Raw genomic sequence first — 23,718 nt, 5'->3', positions numbered from 1 at the left:
CGCCTAGAACTTTTCCGGGCGCAACATTGCGTAGACCAGGTAGGTCGTCAGCCCCACCGCCATGAGCGAGCCCATCACCAATTCCCACGGGCTCATAGGCGTGTGCACCCCCAGACATATGCAAGCGCGATCAGGAAGAATGCGCCGGTCGTCGAAAGGAAAATAAAGTCCATCATGAGCGAGAGGCGGAGCAGCATCCGTGCCGCGCGCCGGAAGTGGGAAAGCCTCGATTATTTGGCGTCCAGCCGATCAGCCGATGCAGGTTGCATCGTCTAACCGTGCAGAATGAAAGGTTCAAGGGGTGGCGGCGGCTGTCAGACGGTGGGTCGTCTTCGGGCGCCGCCGCGAAAGTTGTCTCAAAGACTAAAGATTGAACGTGAAGGCGGGAAGGAGGCCCTGGGAGGGCGCAGAACTTATAGAACCGACTTGCCGGGGGGAGCGGCTAGCTAAGTTCCATTCTGTTCTGCGCTCCAGGGTCTCTCATATCTAATCTGGCAGCCGGGCGCCGGGAAGGACCGTAAGTAACTGAATGTTCTCTGGAGAACACAATTTAGCAAAGGCAAAGTCGGCGCGACCGGAATCAGCTGATGGAAATGGCGCGCCCTGAGGGATTTGAACCCCCGACCCACAGATCCGTAGTCTGTTGCTCTAATCCGCTGAGCTAAGGGCGCGGCTGGCGTGAACCTTTCATTGTCCATAAGCGGAGGGCTATCGCAAGACGCACTGCGGCCTTAATTTCGCGGCGGCGCCGAGGGCAGGAAGACCGTTACGGTGGTGCCTTCGCGCACGCGGCTTTCAATCTTCAGGTTGCCGCGATGCATCTGCACGATATGCTTGACGATCGCAAGGCCTAACCCGGTGCCGCCGAGTTCACGCGAGCGGGCGCGATCGACCCGATAGAAGCGTTCCGTGAGCCGCGGGATATGCGCCGCTGGGATCCCCTCGCCCGTATCCGCCACGCTGAAAGCGATGCCACCCAACGGGTTGTGACCCGCGATGTTGACCCCAATGTCTTCGACGGCGTGCGCCTGCACGGTCACGCTTCCGCCGCGCGGCGTGTATTTGAGCGCGTTATCGATCAAATTGATCAGCACCTGATGCAGGCGATCGCGGTCCGCGGTGAGCTCCGCCTCAGCGGCTTCCGGCTTGACGGCGAGCGCGACCCCGCGCTCGCGGGCCTGCTCGAGCATCAGCTCGACGGCCTCCTCGATCACCCTCATTGGCGCGACCCGCTCGAACTTGAGCGGAGTAAAGCCGCGCTCGAGGTCGGAGAGCGAGACGAGGTCGTCGATGAGCCGCGCGAGACGGCGTGTCTGGCGCGCGATGATCCCGAGGAAACGGCGGGCGGTGGGCGGATCATCGACGCCCTTTTGCAGGGTCTCGGCGTAGCCGTACAGCGCCGTCAGCGGCGTGCGCAATTCGTGCGTCAGGTTGGCGATAAAGTCGCTGCGCATGGTTTCGTAGGACTTGAGCCGTGAGATGTCGTGAAAGACGAAGACCCAGGCGGCAGCCGACGGATTCTGACGCACCGGCGCGGCGCTGACCTCGAGCGCGCGGGGCGCGGGTAACTGAATCTGCACCTCGCCGGCAATCAGCTCGGTGGCGTCGGCGGCGGTGGCGCGGGCGACGAACTCCTGCAGGCGCGGATCGCGGCACAGTTCAACGAAATCGCGCGCGAGGTAGTTGGCGTCAGGCGCCAGCGCAAACATCCGATGGGCAGCGCCATTGAGCAGGACGACGTCGCCGCGCCGGCCGGTGACGACCACGGCCTCCGACATACTGCGCAGAATCGCCTCGAATTCCTCGCGCTGGCCGGCCAGGACGGCGAGTTCGGCCGCGATCGCGGCGGCGGCGTCGAGCAGGCGGCTCTCCACCGGATCTGGCGGTGCGTCGCGGCGGCGCGTAATCAGATGAAACGGCGGCTTGTGCCGCATCAGGGCGTCGGCCACCGCGGCCAGGCGCTCATCACGCCGCTGCCGGCCGCGCGCCAAGGCCGCCACTGCGGCTCCTCCAGTAAGCAGGCTCAGCGCGAGCGCCAGCCCAACCCAAAGCGGCGCCACCACACCACGTGCGGCGAGCACCAGGAGGAGCGCGGCCGCCGGAAGGAATCCGAGAAAGGTCGCGGCCGCTAGCCGGGCCGTGAACGATCTAGCCAAGCGGTTCCGGATTGAACCGATAGCCGACGCTGCGCACTGTCAGAATGAGTTCGGGGTTGGCGTCGTCGCGCTCGATCTGCTGACGGAGGCGGCGTACATGGACGTCGACGGTGCGCGGCTCGACAAAGGTGTCGCGGCCCCACACCAGGTCGAGCAATTGCTCGCGGCTGTAAACGCGCAGCGGGTGCTGGACGAAAAAGCGCAGCAGCTCGAACTCGCGCAAGGCGAGATCATGCTTAACGTCTTCGACAAAAACTTCATAGGTGCCGAAGTCCACCCGCAGTCGTCCTTTTTCGTAGCTCCCCGCGGCGCGCGGCTCGAGCTCTGCGTTGGCGCGCCGCAGTAGAGCCTTGACGCGGGCGACCACTTCGCGCGGGCTGAAGGGCTTGACGACGTAATCGTCCGCGCCCATTTCGAGCCCCAGGATGCGATCGACCTCAGCGCCCTTCGCCGTCACCATGATCACCGGCAGACGCGCGGTTTCGGGATTGGCGCGCAGGCGCCGGCAGACCTCGAGCCCCGACATGCGCGGCAGCATCAAATCGAGCATCGCGAGGTCCGGCGCGCGCCGGTTCACGCGCTCAAGCGCCTCGGCGCCGTCGGCGGCTTCCTCGACTGCGTAACCCTCTTGCGTGAGGCTGTAGCAGAGCAGTTCGCGGATGTCGGCCTCATCCTCGACCACCAGGATTTTCTGGCGAATCCGTTCCCGCGTCGCTTCGGCTGTTTGATTCATCATGGCTGCTTCTTTTCCATGTGCCGGATCGTCCGCCCTTTCACCATATAGACCACCATCTCCGCGATATTGGTCGCGTGATCCGCGACGCGTTCAAGGTTCTTCGACACAAACAACACCTGCGTGGCGTGCCCGATGATCGTCGGATCCTCCGCCATGTAGCTCAGCAGCTCGCGGTAAATCTGATAATTGAGCGCGTCCACTTCGTCGTCGCGGCTGATCACGTCTTCGGCCAGGTTGGGATCGTCGCGCATGAAGGCGTCAACGCTATCCCTGACCATCGATTGCGCAATCGCAGCCATGCGCGGAATGTCGATATAAGGTTTGATCTGAGGCAGCCCGCTCAACTCAAGCGCGCGCTCGCAGATATTGACGGCGTTGTCGCCGATCCTTTCCAGATCCGTGGTGATCTTGAGGCTGGTCGTGATGAAGCGCAGGTCGCTCGCCGCCGGCTGATGCAGTGCGAGCAGGCGAATCGAGCGCTCATCGTTCTCGACGTCCATGCGGTTGACCTCGGCGTCGCGAGCAATCGTCGCGTGCGCCTGCGCAGTATCGCGCTCGGTCAGGGCTTCGATCGCCTCGGCGATCTGGCTCTCAACCAGACCGCCCATCTTGATCAGACCGGCTCGCAGCTCGCGCAACTCGACTTCGTACTGGCGATTAGTGTGCTGGGGCTGAACCGTGTCCATGAGACTTCCTCGCTTACCGCCTTTAGCCGAATCTGCCGGTGATGTAGTCCTCAGTTTCGCGCTTCGACGGATTAGTAAAAATTTGCTTGGTCTCGCCGAACTCGATCAGATCGCCCGCATACAAGAACGCGGTGAAGTCCGCGGTGCGGGCCGCCTGCTGCATATTATGCGTCACAATCGCGATCGTATAATTCTCCTTCAGTTCGAGCAGCAGCTCTTCGATCCGCGCCGTCGAGATCGGGTCGAGCGCCGAGCATGGCTCGTCCATCAGCAGCACCTCCGGCTCGACTGCCAGGGCGCGCGCCACACACAACCGCTGCTGCTGACCGCCTGACAGGCTGGTGCCGGGTCGTCGCAGGCGATCTTTGACCTCATCCCACAAGGCCGCCAGCCGCAAACTTTGCTCGACGATGCGATCGCGCTCGGCGCGCGAGGGCGCGGCGCCATTGAGGGTCAACCCGGCGGCGACATTCTCGGCGACCGACATCGTCGGGAACGGCGTCGGCCTTTGAAAGACCATTCCGATCCGCCGCCGCACCCTTACCGGATCAATCGGGGCATCGTAGATATTCTTGCCGTCCAGCAGCACCTCACCCTCGGCCGTCGCGCCGGGTATGACCTCGTGCATACGATTGAAACAACGCACCAGCGTTGACTTGCCGCAGCCCGACGGACCGATGATCGCCGTGATCCGATTCGCCGCGACGCCGAGACTAATCTCGTGCAGCGCGCGCGTCTTGCCGAACCAGGCGCTAAGCCGCCGGGCTTCCAGTTTATCCGCCATCCCTCACTACTCTGGAGCTGCTGCTCGTGATCCATCTTAATCCCGGCGCGGGCAATATAACGACACCCATTGTGCTGACGCGCAAAACCGGCCGACTTTGATCACAACCTGCGGTCTACCAAAAGTACAGGTAGCGCGTGTTATCAAATTGTTAAAAGCCTACCAACGTGACTTGGCCTTGGGCCTGAGAGCTCCCCGTGAATTTTGCAGGAGCCCGATCGTGGACGACGAGTCTATGGGCCGGCGGTCCTCAACCCGCCGAAATCGTCGCTGACCCACCCATATACGGACGCAGCACCTCGGGAATCGTGACACTGCCGTCGGCCTGCTGATAATTCTCGAGCACCGCGATTAGCGTCCGCGGCAATCCCAGCCCCGAGCCGTTGAGCGCGTGGACGAACTCGGTCTTGCCGCCTTTCTGCGGCCGGAAGCGGATATTGGCGCGTCGCATCTGGAAATCGGTGCAGTTCGAGCACGAGCTTACTTCGAGCCACTCGCCGAGTCCGGGCGCCCACAGCTCGAGGTCGTAGCTCGCGGCGCTCGCCACGTTAAGATCGCCGGTGCACTGCTGCACGACGCGGAACGGAATCTCGAGCCCGCGGCAGACCGCGGCGGCGTGATCGACCAACGTCTTCAATTCCTCATCCGAGGTCTCGGGCCGCACCAGCTTGACCATCTCGACCTTGTCGAACTGATGGCCACGCTTGATACCGCGCACGTCGCGGCCGGCCGACATCCGCTCGCGCCGGAAGCAGGGCGTATAGGCCGTGAGATTGATCGGTAGCTGGCCGGCGTCGAGAATCTCGTCGCGATACATGCTGGTCAGCGGCACCTCGGCGGTCGGGATGAACCAAAAATCGTCTTCGACGTCGCGATACATCGTGTCGGCATTCTTTGGCAGATGTCCCGTGCTGGTCGCCGTCGCGGTGTTGACCATCAGCGGCGGGATGATTTCGAGATAACCCTGCTCGCGCTTGAGGTCGAGCATCCATGAGATGAGCGCGCGCTCGAGCCGCGCGCCAGGCCCGCGCAACAAGTAGAAGCGTGAGCCGGAGAGCTTCACCCCGCGCTCGAAGTCGATGATGCCGAGGCGTTCACCGAGCTCCCAATGCGGTAGCGGCTTGAAGTCGAATTGGCGCGGCTCACCCTCGGTCCGGATCACGCGGTTATCGGCCTCGCTATTGCCGGTCGGAACGTAGTCGCGCGGGATGTTCCGCAAGGCGAGCATCGATTCGGCGAAGCGTTTCTCGACCTCGGCCTGATGCTGCTCCAGCGCGGCAATCCGGTCGCCCACCTCGCGCATTTCGCCGCGAAGCTTTTCGCGCTGCGCGGCCGGCAAGGCACCGAGTTCCTTTGACCTGCTGCTTCGATGCGCGCGTAGGTCGTCAAGTTCCTTTTGTGCGAGGCGGCGCGCCACATCTGCTTCGAGCACCGTGTCGACATCACCCTCAGGCACTCCGGCACGGCCGAGTTCCGCCTTGACCCAGGCGGTCTGTTCGCGAATCAGCTTGATATCCAGCATTTAGAACGCATCCTTTATCAGTTCGAGCTTGCGCCGGCGTCCGGCCCCGGTAATCGCGATTACGTCAAAGCGGGTCGCGACGCCGTGGGCGTGGCGGGCGGCGACATAGGCCTCGGCCGCGCGGCGGATCTGCTCCTGCTTGCGCTCGTCCACCGCCTCCTGCGGCGTCCCGGCCTCGAGGCCGCTGCGCGCCTTGACCTCGACGAACACCAGCGCGGCGTCGTCGAGCGCGACGAGATCGATTTCAGCGCCCATCGCGCGATAGTTCCGCGCTAGAATCAAATAGCCGCAGCGGCGCAGATAGCGCCGTGCGATCTGCTCGCCGCGCGGACCGAGCGGGAGCCGTCTGCGCCACGGCAGCTCCTCGTAGCAGCGATCCAGGAGCTCGCCCAGCGCGATGTACGGCCTTCGGATCCAGTTGCGGATTGAGCGGCTGTGCGACGGTATTGGCGGCATCGGAGTTTGGTGCGGATGAGCTATCTTAACGAGCCGCCACCGCGGGCGCGATTACCCGGGTGCGGCGATGCCCAAAGCCCCTGACTTGGCCCGCGACCGATGTTACGATTTCCGTCCATGTCTGACAGCCGCATAACCCTCGAGCAGGTCCGTCATGTCGCGCGCCTGGCCCGGCTCGAACTGGCGCCCGAGGAAGAAGGTGCGCTGCAGAATGACCTCAGCGCGATCCTCACTTACGTGGACAAGCTCAATCAGCTCGACACCAGCGCCATCCCGCCAACTGCTCAGGTCGGCGAGATCGGCGTTCCGATGCGCGCCGATGAGGTTCTCAACGCGCCGGCGGCCGAACCGATGCTCGCGAACGCGCCCGCACGTCAGGACCATTTCTTTCGGGTGCCAAAGATTATCGAGTAGGCCCGGGCACCGTAACGATGAGTGGAGAGTTGTTCAGACTGACTATCGCCGAGGCCCGCGATCGCCTCGTGCGCCGCGAAATCTCCGCGCAGGAGCTGACGCGCGCCTGCCTCGATCGCATCGCCGAGTTGGAGCGCCGTCTCAACGCCTTCATCACGGTCTGCCCGCGCGAAGCTCTGGAGCAGGCCGCGGCGGCGGACGCGCGGCTCGCGCGCGGCGACGCCCCGGCGCTCTGCGGCATCCCGCTCGCGATCAAGGACATCTATCTGACCCGCGGCATCCGGACGACCTGCGCGTCAAAGATCCTCGGCAATTTCGTCGCGCCCTACGACGCCACGGTGATCGCACGGCTGCGGGAGGCCGGCGCAGTCTTCGTCGGCAAGGCCAATATGGACGAGTTCGCGATGGGCTCGTCGAGCGAGAATTCCGCCTTCGGGCCGACGCGCAATCCCTACGATTTGACGCGCGTCGCCGGCGGCTCGTCGGGCGGCTCGGCCGCGGCGGTCGCTGCGGAGGAGTGTCTCGCCGCGCTCGGCACCGATACCGGCGGCTCGATCCGCGAGCCGGCATCGTTCTGCGGCGTCGTCGGCCTCAAGCCGACCTACAGCCGCGTCAGCCGCTTCGGCGTAATCGCTTTCGCTTCGTCGCTCGATCAGGTCGGCCCCTTCACCAAGACCGTGCGCGACGCCGCGATCATGTTGCGCGAGCTCGCGGGCAGCGACCCGCAGGATTCGACCTGTTCGGCGCGGCCCGTTCCCGATTACGAGCGCGCGCTGACCGGCGACATCGAGGGGCTGCGAATCGGCGTCCCGCGCGAATACTTCGTCAGCGGGATGAATCCTGAAGTCGAGGAGTCTGTACGCACCGCGTTGCGGCAGTTTGAGTCGCTGGGCGCGAAGCTGGTCGAAATCTCGCTGCCGCATACCGATTATGCGATCGCGACTTACTACATTGTCGCGACCGCCGAGGCGAGCGCCAATCTCGCGCGCTACGACGGCATCCGCTACGGCCTGCGCGTCGATGCCGACAACAATATCGAGTTGTATAACCGGACGCGCGCGCGCGGCTTCGGCGCCGAGGTCAAACGGCGGATCATGCTCGGCACCTTCGCACTCTCGAGCGGCTATTACGACGCCTACTATTTGAAGGCGCAGCAGGTGCGCACGCTGATTCGGCGTGACTTTGAAGCGGCCTTCGCGCGCTGCGACCTTATCGCTACGCCGGTCGCGCCAACCACGGCTTTTCGCCTGGGCGAGAAGACGGCCGATCCAATGCAGATGTACCTCTCGGACATTTTTACGATTTCGGTTAATCTGGCGGGACTGCCCGGGCTCTCGCTCCCTTGCGGCTACGACGGCGCCGGGCTGCCGATCGGCTTGCAGATCATCGGCGCACCGTTCGGCGAAGAGGCGATGCTGCGCGCGGCCGACGCCTACGAAAACTCGGGCGCTTGCGAGCGCCGGACACCGCCGTTGCGCAGTGCGGCTTAATAGAATGAACGAGTCAATTTCTTCAGAAACCTATGAAGCGGTAATCGGACTCGAAGTCCACGCCCATCTGGCGACCCGCTCGAAACTGTTTTGCGGATGCGCGAACGGCTTCGGCGCCGGACCCAACGAGCATACGTGCCCGGTATGTCTCGGGATGCCGGGAGTGTTGCCGGTGCTCAATCGGGACGCGGTCGAGCTGGCGATTCGGATGGGACTCGCCGCCCATTGCACCATCGCGCCCGATTCGATCTTCGCGCGCAAGAGCTACTTCTATCCGGACCTGCCCAAGGGCTATCAGATCAGCATGTATGATCAGCCGCTGTGTATCGGCGGCTATATCGAGATTCCCCATAACGGCGGGGTAAGGCCTATCCGCCTCGTGCGCATTCACATGGAGGAAGACGCCGGCAAGAACATCCACGAAGGCGACTTTAGCCTGGTTGATTTCAACCGTTCCGGCGTGCCGCTCGTCGAGGTTGTCAGCGAGCCTGATATTCGCACGGCCGCCGAGGCCGCGGCCTACCTGCACGCGCTGCGCGCGTTGCTGCGCTATACCGGCGCATCCGAGGCGCGGATGGAAGAGGGCAACTTCCGCTGCGACGTCAATGTCTCGGTCAGGCCCAGGGGCTCGGAAAAATTCGGCTCACGGACCGAAATCAAAAATCTCAATTCGATCCGCTTCGTCGAGGATGCGATAGGTCACGAAGTCGCGCGCCAGATTGACGTTATCGCGGCGGGCGGCCGCATCCCGCAGGAAACCCTGCTGTGGGATCCGGTGCGCGCAGAGACCCGCCCGATGCGTTCCAAGGAGTTCGCCAACGACTATCGTTATTTCCCCGAGCCCGACCTGCCGCCGCTGCGCGTAAGCGCCGAAATGATCGAGCAGATCGCCGCGGCGATGCCGGTGCTGCCTGCCCAGCTTCGCGAAAACCTCGTGCGCGACTATGGGCTAACGGCATACGAAGCGGGCGTGCTCACCGAAGATCGCGAGCTGGCCGACTACTTCACCAATCTGCTCGCCGTGGGCCTCAAAAATTACAAGGCTGCAGCCAACTGGGTGATGACCGAAGTCCTCCGCCTGGTCAACGAGAGCGGCAAGCCGCTCGCCGAGGCCGCGCCCGCGGCGGCAGAAACGGGCGCGCTGCTCAAACTAATCGAGGACGGCGCGATCAGCCTCAACGCCGCGAAGACCGCTTTCGCCGCGATGGTCAAGTCGGGCAAAAGCGCCACTGCCACAGTCGGCGAACTGGGCCTGATGCAGGTCTCCGATGAGGCCGCGATCGCAGACGCATGCGATCGCGTAATCGAAAGACATATCCGCAAAGTCGGCGAATATCGCGCGGGCCGCGACAAGCTCTTTGGCTTCTTCGTCGGCTCGGTCATGAAGGAGATGAGCGGCAAGGGCAATCCGCGCATGGTCAACGACATTCTCAAACGCAAGCTCGACGGTTGAGCGACGATCTCTACTTGCCTATCCGCCCACGCGATGGATGAAGTCTCACCCACGCCGACATCGCCACATCGGCCCGCTCCGCGTGCGCTAGAGATCGTTCCGCAGCGGATTCTCGTCAAGGAGGTCAACTGGCTCGGCGACCTCGTGATGAGCCTGCCGGCGCTGCGCGCCGTACGCGCCGCTTTTCCAGCCGCCCGGCTCGCCGTCCTGGTCAGAGAGAACCTCGCAGGTTTCTTCGACGGTATCGACTGGATCAACGAGACGATCACCTACCGCGACGCTTCCGGCTTGCGCGTCCTGCGCCGCAATTGGCATGTGGTTCGGGGAATTCGTGCGCGAAGTTTTGACCTCGCGATACTCTTTCCCAACAGCTTCGAGTCGGCGCTATGGATGACGCTGGCGAGAATTCCCAATCGCGCCGGCTACGCGACCGGCGGGCGGCGGCCTCTCTTGACCCATCGCGCCACACCGGCGCCGGACGCACTCGGCGGCCACCAGGCGGGTTATTGGCTGGGGATGGTGCGCGATACTCTGGGCGCGCAGACTAGCGCCGAAACGACCGGCGAACAGCTCGAGCCTTCGCGCGATAATCTCGCACGGATCCGCGCATGGCTCGATACTCAGCGCGGCCGGCACGTCGGAGCGCTGGTCGCGATCGCTCCGATCGCGGCGTACGGCGCGGCCAAGGAGTGGCCCTCCGCGCGTTACGTCGAGCTGATCAATCGCTTGCAGGAAGTGCACGGCGCACGATGCGTGATCGTTGGCGCTGCTTCGGAGCGAACCCGCTGCGAACAGCTTGCGGCGGTCGCGCGCGGCGGTGCGATCGTTGCCGCGGGAGCGCTCTCCTTGGGTGAGCAGATAGCACTGCTGAGTCTCTGCGATGGCTTCGCCGGTAACGACTCGGGCGCGATGCATCTGGCGGCGGCGCTCGGCATTGCGACGGTCGGGATCTTCGGCTCGACTAACCCAGCGCGCACCGGACCGCTCGGGCCGCGTGCCCGCTTTATCCTTCATCCCCCGCCGTGCAGCCCGTGTCTGGCGCGCACCTGCCGCTTCGGACACTACGACTGTCTGCACGCTATTACCGCGAGCGAAGTCGCGGCGACGCTCGTGCAGCTCGGCGCTTTCGACCATCCTGAAATATAGGGCGATTATGCCAAGCTTGACTAACAAGTCGGGCCGGGCTATAAGCGTCTCCGGTCAAGAGATTGCCAAAGATTTCACCACTTTGGCGAGCCTGAATCTCTCGATGCGGAGGGGCGTCTCATGTTTGGGATCTTACTCACCCTATTCTTCGGAGGCGCAGCTTTTGTGTACGGCGGCTACGCACTAGACCATCGGCATCGCATCTGGGCCGTGTTCTCTTATGCCTTCGGAGTAGCCTGCATGGTAGCGGCTATTATGCTCGCAGTAATTAGGTCAACTAGCAGCCCTTCTAGCTTGCCCTTTCAGCAAGTTGTCGGGGCGCCTATTGTAGCGGCGGGCGCTCCTAAAGCTATCCCAATACCATCCAGCGTTGAGCGTGCCGCTCCTATCCCAAGCAGCGCCGCGACAGGGATTTTCGCACCAGTAACAAGCACACTCATCAAGCCGCAGGACCAGGCAGATTTGGGCGATGCGATAGCGAAACGCGCACAGAGTATGAATTTGCATTGCAGGGCACTCATACTACGTTGCCCTTCAGTGGGCTGCGAGGATGATAGTCGCGCCCTCACTGCGGTTCTAGCGCGGGCTGGCTGGGCAATGCCCTGGGAGCCAACATCGCACGGATGGACCCGATTAAAGTCCCGGCTCGTCATTCATTCAAAGGTCGATGATACGTGCGCTGCTGTTCTAGCAAACACGCTCTATGACTTTGGTATTGACCGGACGGACGTCGAAGATGCCAACATGAGAAAGTTGGATTACTTTGAAATAGTCATCCAAAATGGCAAATGAGGTGTCTGAACCTTTATGTATAAACAGAAAATCATTCACTTCTTCTGCCGCCCGTGCGCTGAGTATCACCTGAAGACACATCCGCACTATCGGGCGATGAAGCGGCGCAAAGCCAAACGCGCCAAAGAAGCGGCGGCTAAAGCCGTGCAGGATCAACAGTAGCGCCGTGCTCGCGGAAACAAATCAAGCTGCGTTGGCTTTCTGGTCGCATGATGCAGAAGCATCCGCCAGTTCGGACGCTTCAGCATCCTCTTACCGCCTCGCCGAATATGTCAGGATTTTTGCGGTTATTGTGGCGAAACTGAAACTCATTCAGGTACAGCGGCAGGTATTTCGTGCTCACGTTGTGATAGGTGCCGATAATTCCGCGCTTCAGCAGACTCCAAAAGCTTTCGATATTGTTCGTATGTACTTCGCCGCGAACGTATTCGAGTGCCTTATGGTCAACCGTGTCGTGCGGAAACTCACGATGCAAAGAGCGATAGCCCGCGCCTTCATCGGTGGCGACCAAGCTAACCTTGTCGGAGACCGCTTTACGGACGAACCGCGAAATGGTCGGGATGGAAGTATCTTCGATGATTTGACAGGTGACGTTACCTTTGCGGGCGATAGCTCCAATAACCGCAGTTTTTCCGGACGGGCCGCGTCCTTTCTGGGCGAAGCGCTTTTTCAGCGGTCGGTTTGCATTGAGTCCACCGATATAGGTCTCGTCAACTTCGACAATACCCATCAACTTGCGGAATCCCTCGTCGGCGAGTCCAGCGCGAAGCCGATGGCACATGAACCAAGCCGTACGGTAGGAGCCGCTTCCGATCATGCGGTGAATCTGAAGCGCGCTGATTCCCTTCTTGCTGGTAAGGATCAGATACAGAACCTTAAACCAAACCAGCAGTTTGTAATTAGTGTTCTCGAATACAGTACCGACCGTGACCGAGAACCGATAGGGCCTGCGCTTTCCTGGACCGCATTTCATGCACTGCCAATGGAACGGGCGCTTGGTGCTCTCGTAAACCTTGGTATTGGCGCAGCGCGGGCACTGAACGCCTCCGGGCCAGCGCTTCAGGGTCAGGTAGAGCTTGCACGCCGTTTCATCAGGAAACATCCGGTCAAAGTCAGCAAGCGTCATCTGGCGGGCAATCTGCGGTTCGCCATCTTTCCATATGTTCATGCGACAAATCTAACACACGGTGTACCGTTAGTCAAGTCCAGCATAATCGCCAAATATAGCTTTAGTTCACCTGGACCGGAGAATCGCTCATGAAGCTGACTGAACTTGCGCAAAAGCTCGGCTTGCCAATTCGCGGTGATGGATCAGTCGAGATCGCCGGCCCGGCTCCGATCGAGATGGCCGGGCCCGGCATGATTACCTTTGCGACCGGGCCGAAATACGCCGCGGCGTTACGATCCTCGGCCGCCGCCGCGGCGATCGTGCCCGCCGACCTCGTCGGCGATGCCCCGGGCGCCGTCTTGATCAGCGAGAATCCGGCGTTCGACTTCGCGCGCGCGCTCGAGGTCTTCTTTCCGCCCTATCGTCCCTCGGCCGGAATCCATCCGAGTGCCGCCATCGCCGCGTCGGCCCGGATCGGCGACAACGCCCATGTCGGCGCATACGCGGTGATTGGCGAGAACGTCAAGATCGGCCGCAACGCGGTGATTCATCCCCATGTAACGATTTACGCGAACGTCCGTATCGGTGACGACTTCGTCTGCCACAGCCAGGTTTCGCTTCGTGAGGGCGTCACGATCGGCAACCGCGTCGTGATTCTCAACGGTGCGGTGATCGGCGCCGACGGCTTCGGCTTCGTCGAGCATCGCGGCGCCTTGCTCAAGGTCCCGCAGGTCGGCAGCGTAATGCTCGAGGACGACGTCGAAATCGGCGCGAACACGACGATTGATCGCGCCACGATGGGCGTGACGCTCATCCGGCGTGGCGTCAAACTCGACAATCTGATTCAGGTGGGGCACAACTGCGAGGTTGGCGAATACTCGCGGATGGCGGCGCAGTCCGGCCTCGCCGGTTCGGTCAAGCTCGGGAGCTGGTGCCAGTTCGGCGGACAATCGGGCTGCGCCGATCATGCTAATATCGGCGATCGGGTTCGCGTCATTGCGCAGGCGGGCGTGCATAACGATTTGGCGGACGACGCTCTGGTCGGCGGCACGCCGGCGATCGATCTGAAAGTCTTCCGTCGGATGGTTGCGGTCGAGCCGCGCCTACCCGAACTTGCGCGACGCTTGCGCGCGCTCGAGAAACGCGCCGAACAATTCGGCTCCTGAGCCTGGGCGAGGTTTACAGATCGTCCGGCGTCAAATAAGTAGCAGTAGTTAGACCGTCGCTCTCGACCGGACGCCGAACGTGGAAAGCGAAAGCGCGCGTTTCAAGCTGCTCTACGACCTAGGGTGCGGTTTCGCCGCGCGCCTCGAACTCGATGAGCTGCTGCCCTTCATCATCAAGAAGTGCCGCGATGCGATGAACGCCGACGGCTCGTCGCTGCTCCTGCTCGATCGCGAACGCAACGAATTTTATTTTCCCTACGTCTCCGGCGCCGAGGCCGAGGCCATTACGCGTCTGGGCGGCGTGCGCTTCTCCGCCGATCAGGGTTTCGCCGGCGAGGCGCTGAAAACCGGGCGCTCGGTGCGCGTGGACAATGCCCAGAGCGACGCGCGTTTTTATCAGGGCGCGGATAAGACCACCGGACTGGTTACGCGCAACCTGATCGCCACGCCGCTGATCTCACCGCAGGGTCCGCTCGGCGTGATCGAAGTGGTCAACCGGCGCGGCCTCGAACCCTTCTCCAGCGAGGATGTTCACTTCCTCGAGGCGCTGGCTGGCAGTATCACGATCGCGGTCGAGAACGCGCGCTTCTACGCACAGATGCGCACCGCCGAAGCGACCCTGCGGACCCAGGTCGGGGCGCTGCGCCGCGACCTCGCCCGCCAGGATCGCTTCAGCGAGATGATCGGCACCAGCCCGGCGATGGCCGAAGTGTTTGCGCTGATGGAGACCGCAGCGGCGTCGTCGATAACGGTGTTGATCGAGGGCGAGACCGGCACCGGCAAGGAGCTGGTAGCGCGCGGCATCCATCGCGCGGGCCCTCGCGCCGAGGCGCCGTTCCTCGCGGTGAACTGCGCGGCGATGCCCGAGAATCTGCTTGAGAGCGAACTCTTCGGCCATCGCCGCGGCGCCTTTACCGGCGCACTGCGCGATAGCCCGGGACTCTTCCGCGCTGCGACCGGCGGCGCGGTCTTTCTCGACGAGATCGGCGACATGCCGCTCGCGATGCAAGCCAAGCTGCTGCGCGTGCTCGAAGAGGAGGAGATCGTGCCGGTCGGCGAGAGCTTCCCGGTCAAGGTCGACGTCCGCGTCTTATCGGCTACCAATCGCGATCTGCGCGCGCAAATTCAACGCGGAACCTTCCGTGAAGACCTCTTTTACCGAATAGCGGTCTTTCCCATCCGCGTACCCCCCCTGCGCGAACGGCGCGAAGATATTCCCATTCTGGCGAATCGTTTCCTAACCCGCGCAGCCCCGCGCCATCATAAGCAACTCATCGGCTTCGATGACGCGGCGACGCGACTGCTCAGCGCCTTCTCGTGGCCGGGCAATGTCCGCGAGCTGCAAAATGAAGTTGAACGAGCCGCCGCGCTCGCCCGCGACGGCGAGATCATCGGCTCAGACCGCCTCTCGGCTGTCCTGCAATCGGGTTCAACGCCGCCCGCTGCATCAACGCGGGCCGCCGCCAGCGTGTCAGAATCGCAGATAAATCTGTCCGACGATCTTAGCGTCGCCGCTGAGATAAATGGCGACCGCTCGCTCCGCGAAGCGCGTGCCGCCTTCGAAGCCCGCTACATCGGCGAAATTCTCCAGCAGTGTGCGGGCAACCTCTCGCGGGCGGCCAAGAAGATGGGGGTTTCGCGGGTGCAGCTGCAGCGCAAAGTCAAGGAGTACGGCTTGCGTTAGCGCGGGCCTGCAATCGGTTCCGATCCGGCCGGTGATTACGCGAGCTTGCACAAGAAACCGCTGGCGAGATCGATACGGTCGCTCGAAAGCGCAACGTATCGAAAATGTATGGATGGGTCGTTGCGCACCGCGCGCATATCGCAAAGCAGCCGTTGGTTCCCACTGGTATCGCAAAGCGGATGGCACAGGCGTTGCTGAATAACCTCGTGTGCCGCTTCCAAATTTGGAAGGGCGCCAAGGGGGCTATTCACAATGCACGATACCCACGACACGTCCGAATCGCTCGAGCCGCTCGAGCGGGATACACGAATTGCTTCGGCGTTGCTTGAGATTGCGCGTATTCGCTACGAGGCGTTTCGCGAACGCTTCGGACGAGAACCCAAACCCGACGATCCGTTGCTGTTTGATCCTCGTGAAGATGAGCCCGTTCCCGCCAATGTCACCGATCAGGTGCTGCAGGTGGTCAGCGCCGCGATGCTCTCGAACGTGGACGCCGACATGGTGTTAGGCTATCTCGGGTTCAACTACGTGCACTGAGAGACCCAGCTCACGGCTGGATTTTCAGACTGCAACGTCGCGCTCCGCCACGTGACGCCGCCAGCAATCGAGGCCACGGCGGGCGATAGCGGGGGCGGCGGCGGCGCGCACGCGCTCAAAGCTCGGCCAGTCGTTAAAATCGATCACCGAAAGGCCGCCGGCGCCAATCACGGCGTCCCCGCCCCAGACTTCGAGTCCCAGGGCTTTCGCGCCGCGGCCGGCCGCGGAGACTAGTTCACGACGAACCTCCTCCGGCAACTGGAGACCGTCAGCCGCAAGCGTCGAGAAATACTCCTGCCCGTTGCCCACGCCATAGAACTTGATCACGATGCCCTCGGCCTCCTGCTGAACATAGGCTTGGGCAATCCCGCGTTGCGCGAACCGCCGCAACGCCGCCTCGAGTTGTGCGCCCCCGTCTACCCGACTGACGTCGTCCTCGGCCAGCGCGTGCATATCCCCGCGCTTGACGTACATCGGCCGCGACAAATCCAACGGCTGCGAGGCCGTGAGCCCCAACCTCGGAACCGGCTCAAGCCGCGACAACGGAGCGGCGCTGCCGCCGGGCGATGAAAAATATGGCGCGTGCGTTTGCACCACCGCCCCGGCAGGGGTCGGCACTCGGGCGTTACTCAAACCCAGGCCGAGCAGGTCGCGATAACAGTTGCGGATCGCCAAGGCGGAGTTGATTACGACAGCGCCGGCTTTCTCAACCGCGGCCAGACGCGCGAGCGCCTCGCCGCCCTGACACATTGCCAGCACCAGTTGCGTGTCGGGCAGCTCCGCCGACGACGAGACGAACGCCGGGGCTTCCAGCGCCGCGGTTCGCGCTCCTCTCGCACGCAGACAATCCAGTGCGGCGTCCATGATTGCGCGGTCCGCCCCGACCTTGCCGGGCGAAAACTCAACTTCCCGATAGATACCGAGAACCTGCAGACTCATCCGGATTCTCCCGTCGCCCGGCTCGCGATTATCGAGCGGGCCAAAGCGAGATCTGCCGCCTCGTCGATATCCACTGCACTCTTCAGTTCAATCGCGATAAACCGCAGCCGCTGCTCAAGCAGGAACCCCAGAAACTCGCGCAGCGCGCCGAGTCGCCGCGCGTGCGCCATGGCAGCATACGTAAAGATTCGCTGCGTAAAGAGGTAGATTCCGGCCGTCACGCGAGCGGCTGCTTCGCCGCCAAAGTGAGTGATCGCACCGTCGGCGATAGTCTCGACAAACAGCGGCCGATGGTCGCCGCGCCATCGCACGACGCCAAGCGCGCCGTCCAGCGAGCGTAATTCCATCGCGAGCTGCGCGTGTGCCGCGAACGTTTCCAGTTCATCCTCAGCGACGATCGCATCGACCGTGCTCAAGAGAAACCGCGGTGATTGGATCCGCTCACCCAGAATCAGCAGCGACTCCATCGAGTTCGGCGTATCGGCTACAATCAATTGCACCTGATCGGGCATGCGGATTTGCCGCGCCCCCATCAAAGCTGCCGTTTCGGAATTAACGATTACGTGGATCGGATTGGCGCCGAGCCGCGTCAGCCCCTCAACCTGACGCAAGAGCAGCGATTTGCCGCCCAACTCGACCAACGGCTTGGGCAGCCCGCCGCTGGCCGCTCGCAGACGTTCGCCGCGTCCAGCCGCGATAATCGCGCCACTCAGCCCATCCGGCATAGCACATCCTCCAACTCATCGAGCGTATCGATCGTGAAATCGGCTTCAACCGGTTCGATGGCGGTTGCATCCGCGTGTCGCAGCCAAACCGTGCGCATCCCGACGCGGCGGGCGGGCGCGCAGTCTTTGCTCAGGGAATCACCGACCATCACGGCCGCGCGCGCCTCGGCTCCGAGCATCGCGAGCGCCGCCGCATAGATTCCTGCGTCGGGCTTGTAGACCCCCAACCGCCCCGAATCCGCAACTGTCGTGATAATCCTGCCGAACCCGGCGTCGTCGAGCACCCGCTCCAGATTGCCGTAAAAGTTCGACACCACGCCGATCCTGAATTCCTGCGCGAGCGTTGAGATAAGGCCGCGGCTACGCGCGAGTCCGATCTCGGACTCCTCGACAAAAGCCGACTGGATAAGATGCTTCATTTCCCCAATGAGCGGAAGTTGGTTCGGTTCTCCATAGAACGGATGTCCTTTCATCTTTTGATTACTCAAGAATCTGATTTGGTGATCCACCATAAACGCAACCAGTTCGCGCAGACTGTAATTCCAAATCGCCGGCCCTGCGCGATAACCCGCCAAAGTTGCCGCCGCAAAGGCCGGGTCAAGCTCGGCGCGGCTGAGACTCAGCCCGGCGCCGTGGTAGTGTCCGACGAAACGATCGAGCCAATGGCGCGGAAAATCTAGCGTTCCACCGAAGTCGAAGAGGAGAGCGCGCATTCGTCCGCACGAGTTTAGCAGCCCCTCTCTGGGCCGAACATATAGGGTGGGCGACGATCGGCTGTCCTTGGTCCCATCGAGTCAGTGACCCGGGGCTATACTTACGCATAGGGTGTTAACCGCGAGTTGTCGGCTTGTTACATTGACTCATCGGTCAGAATCGTTTAGAACCGTGTTCCGTAATTGCCTGTGATAGAAACTGCGCTAATACAAGCCCCGTCGAGAGCAAAAGATTCTATCTTCGGCCGGCCGTTGCTGGAGCGCTTGATGATCCTCTGCGAACGCGCAGGTATCCGGCGCTTCCTGATTGAAACCCCGACGGCTCGGCGTGCGGAAGCTCAGGCGGCTTTGGGACGTTTTCGCGACAATCCGGCGGTTTGTCTGGTCGAATCTCTTGCCGATGCGAGTGAAGATATTGAGCCCTCTACGCCATGTGTCCGTTTCACCGGTAATCTGGTGATGGCGCAGTCGAACCTGAGGCGCGCGCTCGCGCAGTACGCCGCATCGCCGGGTGGTACGTTGACTATCAACAGTGCCGACCCGGAGCAGGGCGGTGCGATCATAGTGGGTCCGCTAAGGAATTTGCTCGACGGCGACGCGGCAGGCGCTGCGCGGCCCGACCGGATGGTCACTGGCGTGCTGCCGTTCGCGCTGAATGGACGCCCCGAGGATCGGAACGAAGCCGAAGTGCGACTGGCGCGCGCCGTGCGCGATGAAAGCGTCGCCTCCGACGCACCGATGGCGCGATGGCTCGATCGGCGACTGTCGTGGCGCCTCAGCTTGCCACTCGCGCGCCGCCGTGTCTCACCGAACGCGGTTACGCTCGCGAATACCGCGCTGGGGTTCGGCTGCGCCGCCATGCTGGCGTCGACCAGCTATTGGCTGAGGCTCCTCGGTGCGATGCTGTTCGTGGTATCGACGACGATCGATGGCGTTGATGGCGAACTGGCGCGCCTGCGCATGGTCGAGACCAAGTTCGGCGGCAAGCTCGACGTCTTCACCGACAATCTGGTCCACGTGGCGATTTTCGCCGGCCTGATGACGGGTTGTTATCGCGTCAACCACAGCGCCGCATATCTTTACCTGCTGCTGATTCTCTTGGCCGGTTTCAGCCTGTGCGCAGTTTCCGTAGATCGCGCACTGCGCGTCGCGGGCGCTTCCACCAGCAGATGGATCAGCAAGGTCGAGCGGGCGACGGGGCGCGACTTTGCATATATCGTACTGATTCTGGCGATCGCCAATCGGCTGGCGTGGTTTGCATGGACCGCGGCGGTCGGCTGCTACGCCTTCGCGTTCGTGCTCTGGATTCTGACTAGTCGGCAACGGCAAGGGTCCTGAAAAACTGATCTATCTCCATCTGCACTCCGAGAGAAAGTTGTGAAAAAACCTAGAATCCTATTGGTGCAACCGACCACGCTCCATCTTGACGGGACGCCGCACAAGACCCGTTGGCGTCTGATCATGGGCCTGATGATTCCGCTGATGGCCGGGCTAACGCCTGACGACTACGACGTCACGTTGTGCGACGAGCGCCTGGAAGAGCTCGACTTCGATGGCGGCTGGGACCTCGTCGGGATGACCACGACGATCGGCGCCTCGCTGCGCGCCTATCAGCTCAGCGACGAGTTTCGCCGCCGCGGCACTCCCGTCGTGATGGGCGGCTTCCACGCGACCTTGCAGACGCAGGAGGCGCTCAAACATGCCGACGCGGTTGTCCAGGGCGAGGCCGACGTGGTCTGGCCGGAGCTGTTGCAGGACTGGCGTGACGGCAAGCTCAAACAGATCTACAAGTCCGACAAACTGCACGATCTGAAGAACCTGCCGCGGCCACGGCACGAGCTGCTCAAGCTCAACCGCTACCTGTTCAAGGCGGTGCCGGTGCAGGCCAGCCGCGGATGCCCGTACCGCTGTTCGTTTTGCGAGATCCCGGTGTTTTACAGCGGAAGTTATCGGACGCGGCCAATCGCCGACATCGTCGAGGAGATCAAGCAGGTTATCGCCGTCACCGGCTTCAAGCGCTTCCAGTTTATCGATGATCAGATTACCGGCAAGCATAAGTTCGCGAAGGAATTGTTTCGCGCACTCGAGCCGCTCAATATCCGGTTTTCCTGCTTATGGACGGTCAACTCGAATCACGACGACGAGTTGCTCGAGCTGGCCGCCAAGGCCGGCGTCTTTCACGTCAATATCGGCGTCGAATCGATCAGCCAGGACAGCCTGTTGTCGATGAACAAGATTCAGAATCACACCAAGGACTACAAGAAGCTCCTCAAGCGGCTGGAGCATCACGGTATCTACTATTCGCTGAATTTCCTTTTCGGCCTCGAGGACGATCATCCGCAGATTTTCGAGGACACGCTCAAATTTCTGCACGAGGTGCGCGCGCCCGAAGCCTTCTTCAACACGGTCACGCCGCGGGTCGGCACGCCGATGCGCACGCAGCTCGAAAACGAGGGCCGCGTGATCATCCCGGACGCGGACATGTACACCAACAACTTCCGCTGCATGTTCGTGCCGAAGAATCTCTCGCCGCAGCAGGTCGAGGAAGGGGTGTGGCGCTGTACGAAGGAGTTCTACTCATTCAGATCGATGTTCAAGCGGCTGTTGCTGCCGCCGAACAAATTCACTTGGCAGGGTCTGACTGAGAACATGCTCTTCTGGTACGGCGCCAAACGTCAGATCGATCCAGTCGACTATTACTAGACGCGCGTGCTCTTCGCAGATATAGCTCGAAAGGGACGCCGTTTTCGGCGTCCCTTTTTTTCTCACGCTGCCGAGCCGCTGGAGAGCTCAGGAGGACGGCAGTACGGCATTGCACTGCTGGCCGGTTAAGCGCTGGTCATTCGCTCGAGTTTTTCTCCCCCCGCGGACTCATTTCAAGCGAAGCGCTGCGACTGTGATTGCGATCGATCCCACGCGGCGCAAACTAGCCGCATCTACCTGTGGGTTGCCGCTCTGAAGGGCGGTTCCCTGCCGCCCTCCTAAATGGCGCGGGTGGTGTTTCATTACAGAAGTTTCAGAGAGCTCCCGGTGTGCGATGACTGCGAGTTAAGCGGAACAAAAGTTGATCCCGCCGCGTAGCTAGATCGAAGCGGATCCAACTCGCCAAGTCGGAGCATGAAATCAAACAATAATCGGTGCTTGTGGCAGTTCCCTCAGGCATGGCCCGCATAAGGACCATGCGCCTTCCAGATCGGGAATACGCATGATCGCCACGATGATCTCTTCCGCGTCGCAGCAGCGATCGCAAACCAGCAAGCCGCCGCCAGCGATGATTCGCGCCGAAAAAATCGCGAGTTGAGCGGGATCGCTCATCAGCTCAACTTCAAAATGTCTTGATTCCATTTTGGTTATCCCCCTGTGCGCACTAAAAGTTAGCACAAAACTAACTCTCAGTAAGCAAACATAACCTATAAAAGAATACCAAAAGGGTAAATTGATGTCCAATAACAAAACCGACATAACTCCGCGCGTTTCAGGTATACATTGCTATGCTGGTTTTAGATGTGACTGTTCTTGATTATAATGGCAGTGCTGTGGTACGTGATATTAAGAAGAGGCTAAGTCGATGAATAAGGTAATCACGCTTGAAGAAATGGCAGATTATCTGCGGGTGCATCCTTCCACAATTTATCGGTTGCTGCGCAAGAATCAGCTGCCTGCCTTCAAGGTCGGCAGTGATTGGCGCTTCAATCTCGAGTCAGTCGATAAATGGATTAATCAGGCCGAGCAAAGAGTTGTCTGATTAGGAACATAGTCTGTCGATTACCTGCCGCACGAGATAATGTCTCGGACAGTTCAGGTTTCTTGCGCATAAAGAAACGACCAGTCTTGCCGACTGGTCGTTGAAATCCTGAATTAGTGTGCGCGGCGATTCGCCGAGCAGAGGAGAATCCTGAGACTATTCCTTTTCTGAGGTATCCCGTATCAACATCAGGATAGCAAGAAGTTGCTGAGGCGAAGAGACTCTTCCCATCAGGTTTACGTGCTGGAGAGTCTGGAGCTCGCGAGCCGTCACGCGATAGCGCGTGAGCAGTGCGCGATCGCTGATGAAGCGCTGCCATGAAGGGCTGGTCTTTTTGGGTTCTTCGTACGACGTCGGCGTCAGCAAAGTTTTTGCTTCCGGATGAGCGAGGCCGAAAAGTGCCTGCTGGTCAAGGCCGAGGGTATTGGCCAATCGTCCGATTAGTTTAAGCGACGGACGACGTCGTCCCCCTTCGATAAAGGCGACGTGACTCGCCTCAACTCCGAGCAGGCGGGCGAGCGCGCGCTGGGTGAAACCTAAGGCCAAGCGCCGCTCCTTCAGACAATTCCCGAGGGTTTCCTTGGATTTCATGTGTCAAACTCCCCCAATAACGCCTCGCGCAATTTAGTGTAATGGATCAGTCCCGCCAGCGCATAGAGTTTCTGCCCGGCGGCAAACTTAGCGTCGAGCCGCAGACCGTACTGATCCGCGACGTAGGCAAGTACCTTGGCAAATACAGGATCGGATAGATGCTTCGGCGATGCTTGCGCAGCATCGTTATCCAAGAGCATCCGCGCGATACCTTCAGGATACATACCGAAGCTCACGAGAATGTCGGCCACCAACTCGGCCTGATCGGTCAAATGCTCTTTGTAACCAGTCAGGCTGAGAGATCTGGTAGCGACTGCATTGGAGGCAAACATCCTTGCGGTCAGGTGATGCCCCATTTCGTGAACCAGCGCGGCGCCAACGACCGCCGGATGGTGCGCGATGTTGACACAGATCAGCGGACGGCGGCGCACAGCCTCGCCGTTGGTGTAGAAACCAAGCAGGGAGAGGTCCTCTTTTGCCGAAAAATTCGCGAACTTTATCTCCAGCCCTAACGGAGACCACAGCTGGACAAATTCGTTGGGTGATACGAGCTTGACTGCCTGTTTATTCAAATTCGGCCAAGCCCCGCGTTTAGCTTCTCGAAGTATCTCCTGCAATTCTCCCCGGCTCAATTTCTGCCGCAAGGGCTTCGCGTAGTTCAAAGTCGCGAGCTCGCGAATTTCCGCAAAAGCTTTGGCGTGACCTTCGTGTTTCGGCTGAGCAGCAAGTGGCGAAGTATCCGTCAACTCGGCTGCGAGCCGTTGAAACAGCAGGTTGGGCTTCTTCGCCCTCAGATCGAGGTCCATGCGGCTATGGCCATTGTTTTGCGCAGAATACGAGCACGATACCGCAGATGACACCTAGTTAGCAATAGG

25 protein-coding genes and 1 tRNA gene are annotated in these 23,718 nt (G+C 61.3%); 10 read left to right on the top strand and 16 right to left on the bottom strand.

Annotated features, from left to right (window positions below):
- Positions 1 to 3: 3 nt before the first annotated feature.
- The 8 genes from kdpF to VKS22_08325 all read right to left on the bottom strand — a co-directional run bounded on the left by kdpF (position 4) and on the right by VKS22_08325 (position 6,340).
- Positions 4 to 96 carry a K(+)-transporting ATPase subunit F gene (gene kdpF, locus VKS22_08360; protein HLW70622.1) on the bottom strand — a complete coding sequence of 31 codons (93 nt, stop codon included), beginning with the start codon at positions 94 to 96 and terminating at the stop codon, positions 4 to 6.
- 498 nt (positions 97 to 594) lie between these two features.
- Positions 595 to 671 (bottom strand) — tRNA-Arg (locus VKS22_08355).
- Between the two features lie 60 nt (positions 672 to 731).
- Positions 732 to 2,156: an ATP-binding protein gene (locus tag VKS22_08350; GenBank protein HLW70621.1), complete on the bottom strand. Its 1,425-nt coding sequence runs from the start codon at positions 2,154 to 2,156 to the stop codon at positions 732 to 734.
- Complete coding sequence (locus VKS22_08345) at positions 2,149 to 2,892, bottom strand: response regulator (protein HLW70620.1); 744 nt, start codon at positions 2,890 to 2,892, stop codon at positions 2,149 to 2,151. The genes VKS22_08350 and VKS22_08345 overlap by 8 nt, the downstream gene beginning before the upstream one ends.
- Positions 2,889 to 3,578 carry a phosphate signaling complex protein PhoU gene (gene phoU / locus VKS22_08340; GenBank protein HLW70619.1) on the bottom strand — a complete coding sequence of 230 codons (690 nt, stop codon included), beginning with the start codon at positions 3,576 to 3,578 and terminating at the stop codon, positions 2,889 to 2,891. Before phoU ends, VKS22_08345 begins: the two co-directional genes overlap by 4 nt.
- A 22-nt stretch (positions 3,579 to 3,600) precedes the next feature.
- Entirely contained in the window at positions 3,601 to 4,362 is a 762-nt protein-coding gene (gene pstB, locus VKS22_08335) for a phosphate ABC transporter ATP-binding protein PstB (protein HLW70618.1), read from the bottom strand.
- 250 nt (positions 4,363 to 4,612) lie between these two features.
- The gene (gene serS / locus VKS22_08330; protein HLW70617.1) at positions 4,613 to 5,884 is read right to left on the bottom strand and encodes a serine--tRNA ligase; all 1,272 of its coding nucleotides are present in this window, start codon (positions 5,882 to 5,884) and stop codon (positions 4,613 to 4,615) included.
- Entirely contained in the window at positions 5,885 to 6,340 is a 456-nt protein-coding gene (locus tag VKS22_08325) for a YraN family protein (protein ID HLW70616.1), read from the bottom strand. It lies immediately after the preceding gene.
- A gap of 117 nt (positions 6,341 to 6,457) precedes the next feature.
- Here VKS22_08325 and gatC point away from each other — a divergent pair, with 117 nt between their 5' ends.
- The 4 genes from gatC to waaF are packed head-to-tail and all read left to right on the top strand — an operon-like array spanning position 6,458 to position 10,843.
- Positions 6,458 to 6,754: an Asp-tRNA(Asn)/Glu-tRNA(Gln) amidotransferase subunit GatC gene (gene gatC, locus VKS22_08320; protein HLW70615.1), complete on the top strand. Its 297-nt coding sequence runs from the start codon at positions 6,458 to 6,460 to the stop codon at positions 6,752 to 6,754.
- Positions 6,755 to 6,783: 29 nt separating this feature from the next.
- Positions 6,784 to 8,244: an Asp-tRNA(Asn)/Glu-tRNA(Gln) amidotransferase subunit GatA gene (gene gatA / locus VKS22_08315; protein HLW70614.1), complete on the top strand. Its 1,461-nt coding sequence runs from the start codon at positions 6,784 to 6,786 to the stop codon at positions 8,242 to 8,244.
- A 4-nt stretch (positions 8,245 to 8,248) separates the two neighbouring features.
- Positions 8,249 to 9,697, top strand: coding sequence for an Asp-tRNA(Asn)/Glu-tRNA(Gln) amidotransferase subunit GatB (gene gatB / locus VKS22_08310; protein HLW70613.1), 1,449 nt, complete (start codon positions 8,249 to 8,251; stop codon positions 9,695 to 9,697).
- Positions 9,698 to 9,730: 33 nt separating this feature from the next.
- A complete protein-coding gene (waaF, locus tag VKS22_08305) occupies positions 9,731 to 10,843 on the top strand; it encodes a lipopolysaccharide heptosyltransferase II (GenBank protein HLW70612.1) in 1,113 nt (370 codons plus the stop codon).
- A gap of 687 nt (positions 10,844 to 11,530) precedes the next feature.
- Here the strand turns inward: waaF and VKS22_08300 are convergent.
- Positions 11,531 to 11,791, bottom strand: coding sequence for a hypothetical protein (locus VKS22_08300; protein ID HLW70611.1), 261 nt, complete (start codon positions 11,789 to 11,791; stop codon positions 11,531 to 11,533).
- 85 nt (positions 11,792 to 11,876) lie between these two features.
- A complete protein-coding gene (locus VKS22_08295) occupies positions 11,877 to 12,803 on the bottom strand; it encodes an IS1595 family transposase (protein HLW70610.1) in 927 nt (308 codons plus the stop codon).
- Positions 12,804 to 12,892: 89 nt separating this feature from the next.
- Between VKS22_08295 and lpxD the strand changes: the two genes are divergently transcribed.
- The 3 genes from lpxD to VKS22_08280 all read left to right on the top strand — a co-directional run bounded on the left by lpxD (position 12,893) and on the right by VKS22_08280 (position 16,130).
- On the top strand, positions 12,893 to 13,909 hold the full coding sequence (lpxD, locus tag VKS22_08290; protein ID HLW70609.1) for a UDP-3-O-(3-hydroxymyristoyl)glucosamine N-acyltransferase: 1,017 nt from the start codon (positions 12,893 to 12,895) through the stop codon (positions 13,907 to 13,909).
- A gap of 79 nt (positions 13,910 to 13,988) precedes the next feature.
- Positions 13,989 to 15,593 carry a sigma 54-interacting transcriptional regulator gene (locus tag VKS22_08285; protein HLW70608.1) on the top strand — a complete coding sequence of 535 codons (1,605 nt, stop codon included), beginning with the start codon at positions 13,989 to 13,991 and terminating at the stop codon, positions 15,591 to 15,593.
- 252 nt (positions 15,594 to 15,845) lie between these two features.
- Entirely contained in the window at positions 15,846 to 16,130 is a 285-nt protein-coding gene (locus VKS22_08280; GenBank protein HLW70607.1) for a hypothetical protein, read from the top strand.
- 24 nt (positions 16,131 to 16,154) lie between these two features.
- Here VKS22_08280 and VKS22_08275 read toward each other — a convergent pair whose 3' ends face one another.
- The 3 genes from VKS22_08275 to VKS22_08265 are packed head-to-tail and all read right to left on the bottom strand — an operon-like array spanning position 16,155 to position 18,507.
- Entirely contained in the window at positions 16,155 to 17,069 is a 915-nt protein-coding gene (locus VKS22_08275) for a hypothetical protein (GenBank protein ID HLW70606.1), read from the bottom strand.
- A complete protein-coding gene (locus VKS22_08270; protein ID HLW70605.1) occupies positions 17,066 to 17,794 on the bottom strand; it encodes an NTP transferase domain-containing protein in 729 nt (242 codons plus the stop codon). Before VKS22_08270 ends, VKS22_08275 begins: the two co-directional genes overlap by 4 nt.
- The gene (locus tag VKS22_08265) at positions 17,779 to 18,507 is read right to left on the bottom strand and encodes an HAD family hydrolase (GenBank protein ID HLW70604.1); all 729 of its coding nucleotides are present in this window, start codon (positions 18,505 to 18,507) and stop codon (positions 17,779 to 17,781) included. The genes VKS22_08270 and VKS22_08265 overlap by 16 nt, the downstream gene beginning before the upstream one ends.
- Positions 18,508 to 18,774: 267 nt before the next feature.
- Here VKS22_08265 and VKS22_08260 point away from each other — a divergent pair, with 267 nt between their 5' ends.
- Together VKS22_08260 and VKS22_08255 are read left to right on the top strand one after the other, a co-directional pair.
- Positions 18,775 to 19,845, top strand: coding sequence for a CDP-alcohol phosphatidyltransferase family protein (locus VKS22_08260; GenBank protein HLW70603.1), 1,071 nt, complete (start codon positions 18,775 to 18,777; stop codon positions 19,843 to 19,845).
- A gap of 39 nt (positions 19,846 to 19,884) precedes the next feature.
- Positions 19,885 to 21,210, top strand: a complete 1,326-nt coding sequence (locus tag VKS22_08255) for a radical SAM protein (GenBank protein ID HLW70602.1) — start codon at positions 19,885 to 19,887, stop codon at positions 21,208 to 21,210.
- Positions 21,211 to 21,630: 420 nt separating this feature from the next.
- Here VKS22_08255 and VKS22_08250 read toward each other — a convergent pair whose 3' ends face one another.
- On the bottom strand, positions 21,631 to 21,822 hold the full coding sequence (locus tag VKS22_08250; GenBank protein ID HLW70601.1) for a hypothetical protein: 192 nt from the start codon (positions 21,820 to 21,822) through the stop codon (positions 21,631 to 21,633).
- Positions 21,823 to 22,075: 253 nt separating this feature from the next.
- Here VKS22_08250 and VKS22_08245 point away from each other — a divergent pair, with 253 nt between their 5' ends.
- Positions 22,076 to 22,252, top strand: coding sequence for a helix-turn-helix domain-containing protein (locus VKS22_08245; GenBank protein ID HLW70600.1), 177 nt, complete (start codon positions 22,076 to 22,078; stop codon positions 22,250 to 22,252).
- A gap of 156 nt (positions 22,253 to 22,408) precedes the next feature.
- Here the strand turns inward: VKS22_08245 and VKS22_08240 are convergent, their stop codons facing one another.
- Positions 22,409 to 22,843: a helix-turn-helix domain-containing protein gene (locus tag VKS22_08240; GenBank protein HLW70599.1), complete on the bottom strand. Its 435-nt coding sequence runs from the start codon at positions 22,841 to 22,843 to the stop codon at positions 22,409 to 22,411.
- The gene (locus VKS22_08235; protein ID HLW70598.1) at positions 22,840 to 23,649 is read right to left on the bottom strand and encodes a hypothetical protein; all 810 of its coding nucleotides are present in this window, start codon (positions 23,647 to 23,649) and stop codon (positions 22,840 to 22,842) included. Before VKS22_08235 ends, VKS22_08240 begins: the two co-directional genes overlap by 4 nt.
- Positions 23,650 to 23,718 lie beyond the last annotated feature (69 nt).

Source organism: Candidatus Binataceae bacterium (assembly GCA_035308025.1).
Classification (GTDB): domain Bacteria; phylum Desulfobacterota; class Binatia; order Binatales; family Binataceae; genus JAJPHI01.
The sequence above is the reverse complement of the archived record's forward strand: the minus strand, read 5'-3'. Positions and strand labels throughout refer to the sequence as shown.

Coding starts and splice junctions, on each gene's coding strand:
- phoU (HLW70619.1), bottom strand. CDS start 3,578: ATGGACACGGTTCAGCCCCAGCACACTAATCGCCAGTACGAAGTCGAG.
- VKS22_08235 (HLW70598.1), bottom strand. CDS start 23,649: ATGGACCTCGATCTGAGGGCGAAGAAGCCCAACCTGCTGTTTCAACGG.
- VKS22_08275 (HLW70606.1), bottom strand. CDS start 17,069: ATGAGTCTGCAGGTTCTCGGTATCTATCGGGAAGTTGAGTTTTCGCCC.
- VKS22_08250 (HLW70601.1), bottom strand. CDS start 21,822: ATGAGCGATCCCGCTCAACTCGCGATTTTTTCGGCGCGAATCATCGCT.
- VKS22_08280 (HLW70607.1), top strand. CDS start 15,846: ATGCACGATACCCACGACACGTCCGAATCGCTCGAGCCGCTCGAGCGG.
- VKS22_08295 (HLW70610.1), bottom strand. CDS start 12,803: ATGAACATATGGAAAGATGGCGAACCGCAGATTGCCCGCCAGATGACG.
- waaF (HLW70612.1), top strand. CDS start 9,731: ATGGATGAAGTCTCACCCACGCCGACATCGCCACATCGGCCCGCTCCG.
- VKS22_08345 (HLW70620.1), bottom strand. CDS start 2,892: ATGATGAATCAAACAGCCGAAGCGACGCGGGAACGGATTCGCCAGAAA.
- VKS22_08245 (HLW70600.1), top strand. CDS start 22,076: ATGAATAAGGTAATCACGCTTGAAGAAATGGCAGATTATCTGCGGGTG.
- gatB (HLW70613.1), top strand. CDS start 8,249: ATGAACGAGTCAATTTCTTCAGAAACCTATGAAGCGGTAATCGGACTC.
- lpxD (HLW70609.1), top strand. CDS start 12,893: ATGAAGCTGACTGAACTTGCGCAAAAGCTCGGCTTGCCAATTCGCGGT.
- serS (HLW70617.1), bottom strand. CDS start 5,884: ATGCTGGATATCAAGCTGATTCGCGAACAGACCGCCTGGGTCAAGGCG.
- VKS22_08265 (HLW70604.1), bottom strand. CDS start 18,507: ATGCGCGCTCTCCTCTTCGACTTCGGTGGAACGCTAGATTTTCCGCGC.
- gatC (HLW70615.1), top strand. CDS start 6,458: ATGTCTGACAGCCGCATAACCCTCGAGCAGGTCCGTCATGTCGCGCGC.
- pstB (HLW70618.1), bottom strand. CDS start 4,362: ATGGCGGATAAACTGGAAGCCCGGCGGCTTAGCGCCTGGTTCGGCAAG.
- VKS22_08270 (HLW70605.1), bottom strand. CDS start 17,794: ATGCCGGATGGGCTGAGTGGCGCGATTATCGCGGCTGGACGCGGCGAA.
- VKS22_08325 (HLW70616.1), bottom strand. CDS start 6,340: ATGCCGCCAATACCGTCGCACAGCCGCTCAATCCGCAACTGGATCCGA.
- VKS22_08240 (HLW70599.1), bottom strand. CDS start 22,843: ATGAAATCCAAGGAAACCCTCGGGAATTGTCTGAAGGAGCGGCGCTTG.
- VKS22_08260 (HLW70603.1), top strand. CDS start 18,775: ATGATCCTCTGCGAACGCGCAGGTATCCGGCGCTTCCTGATTGAAACC.
- kdpF (HLW70622.1), bottom strand. CDS start 96: ATGAGCCCGTGGGAATTGGTGATGGGCTCGCTCATGGCGGTGGGGCTG.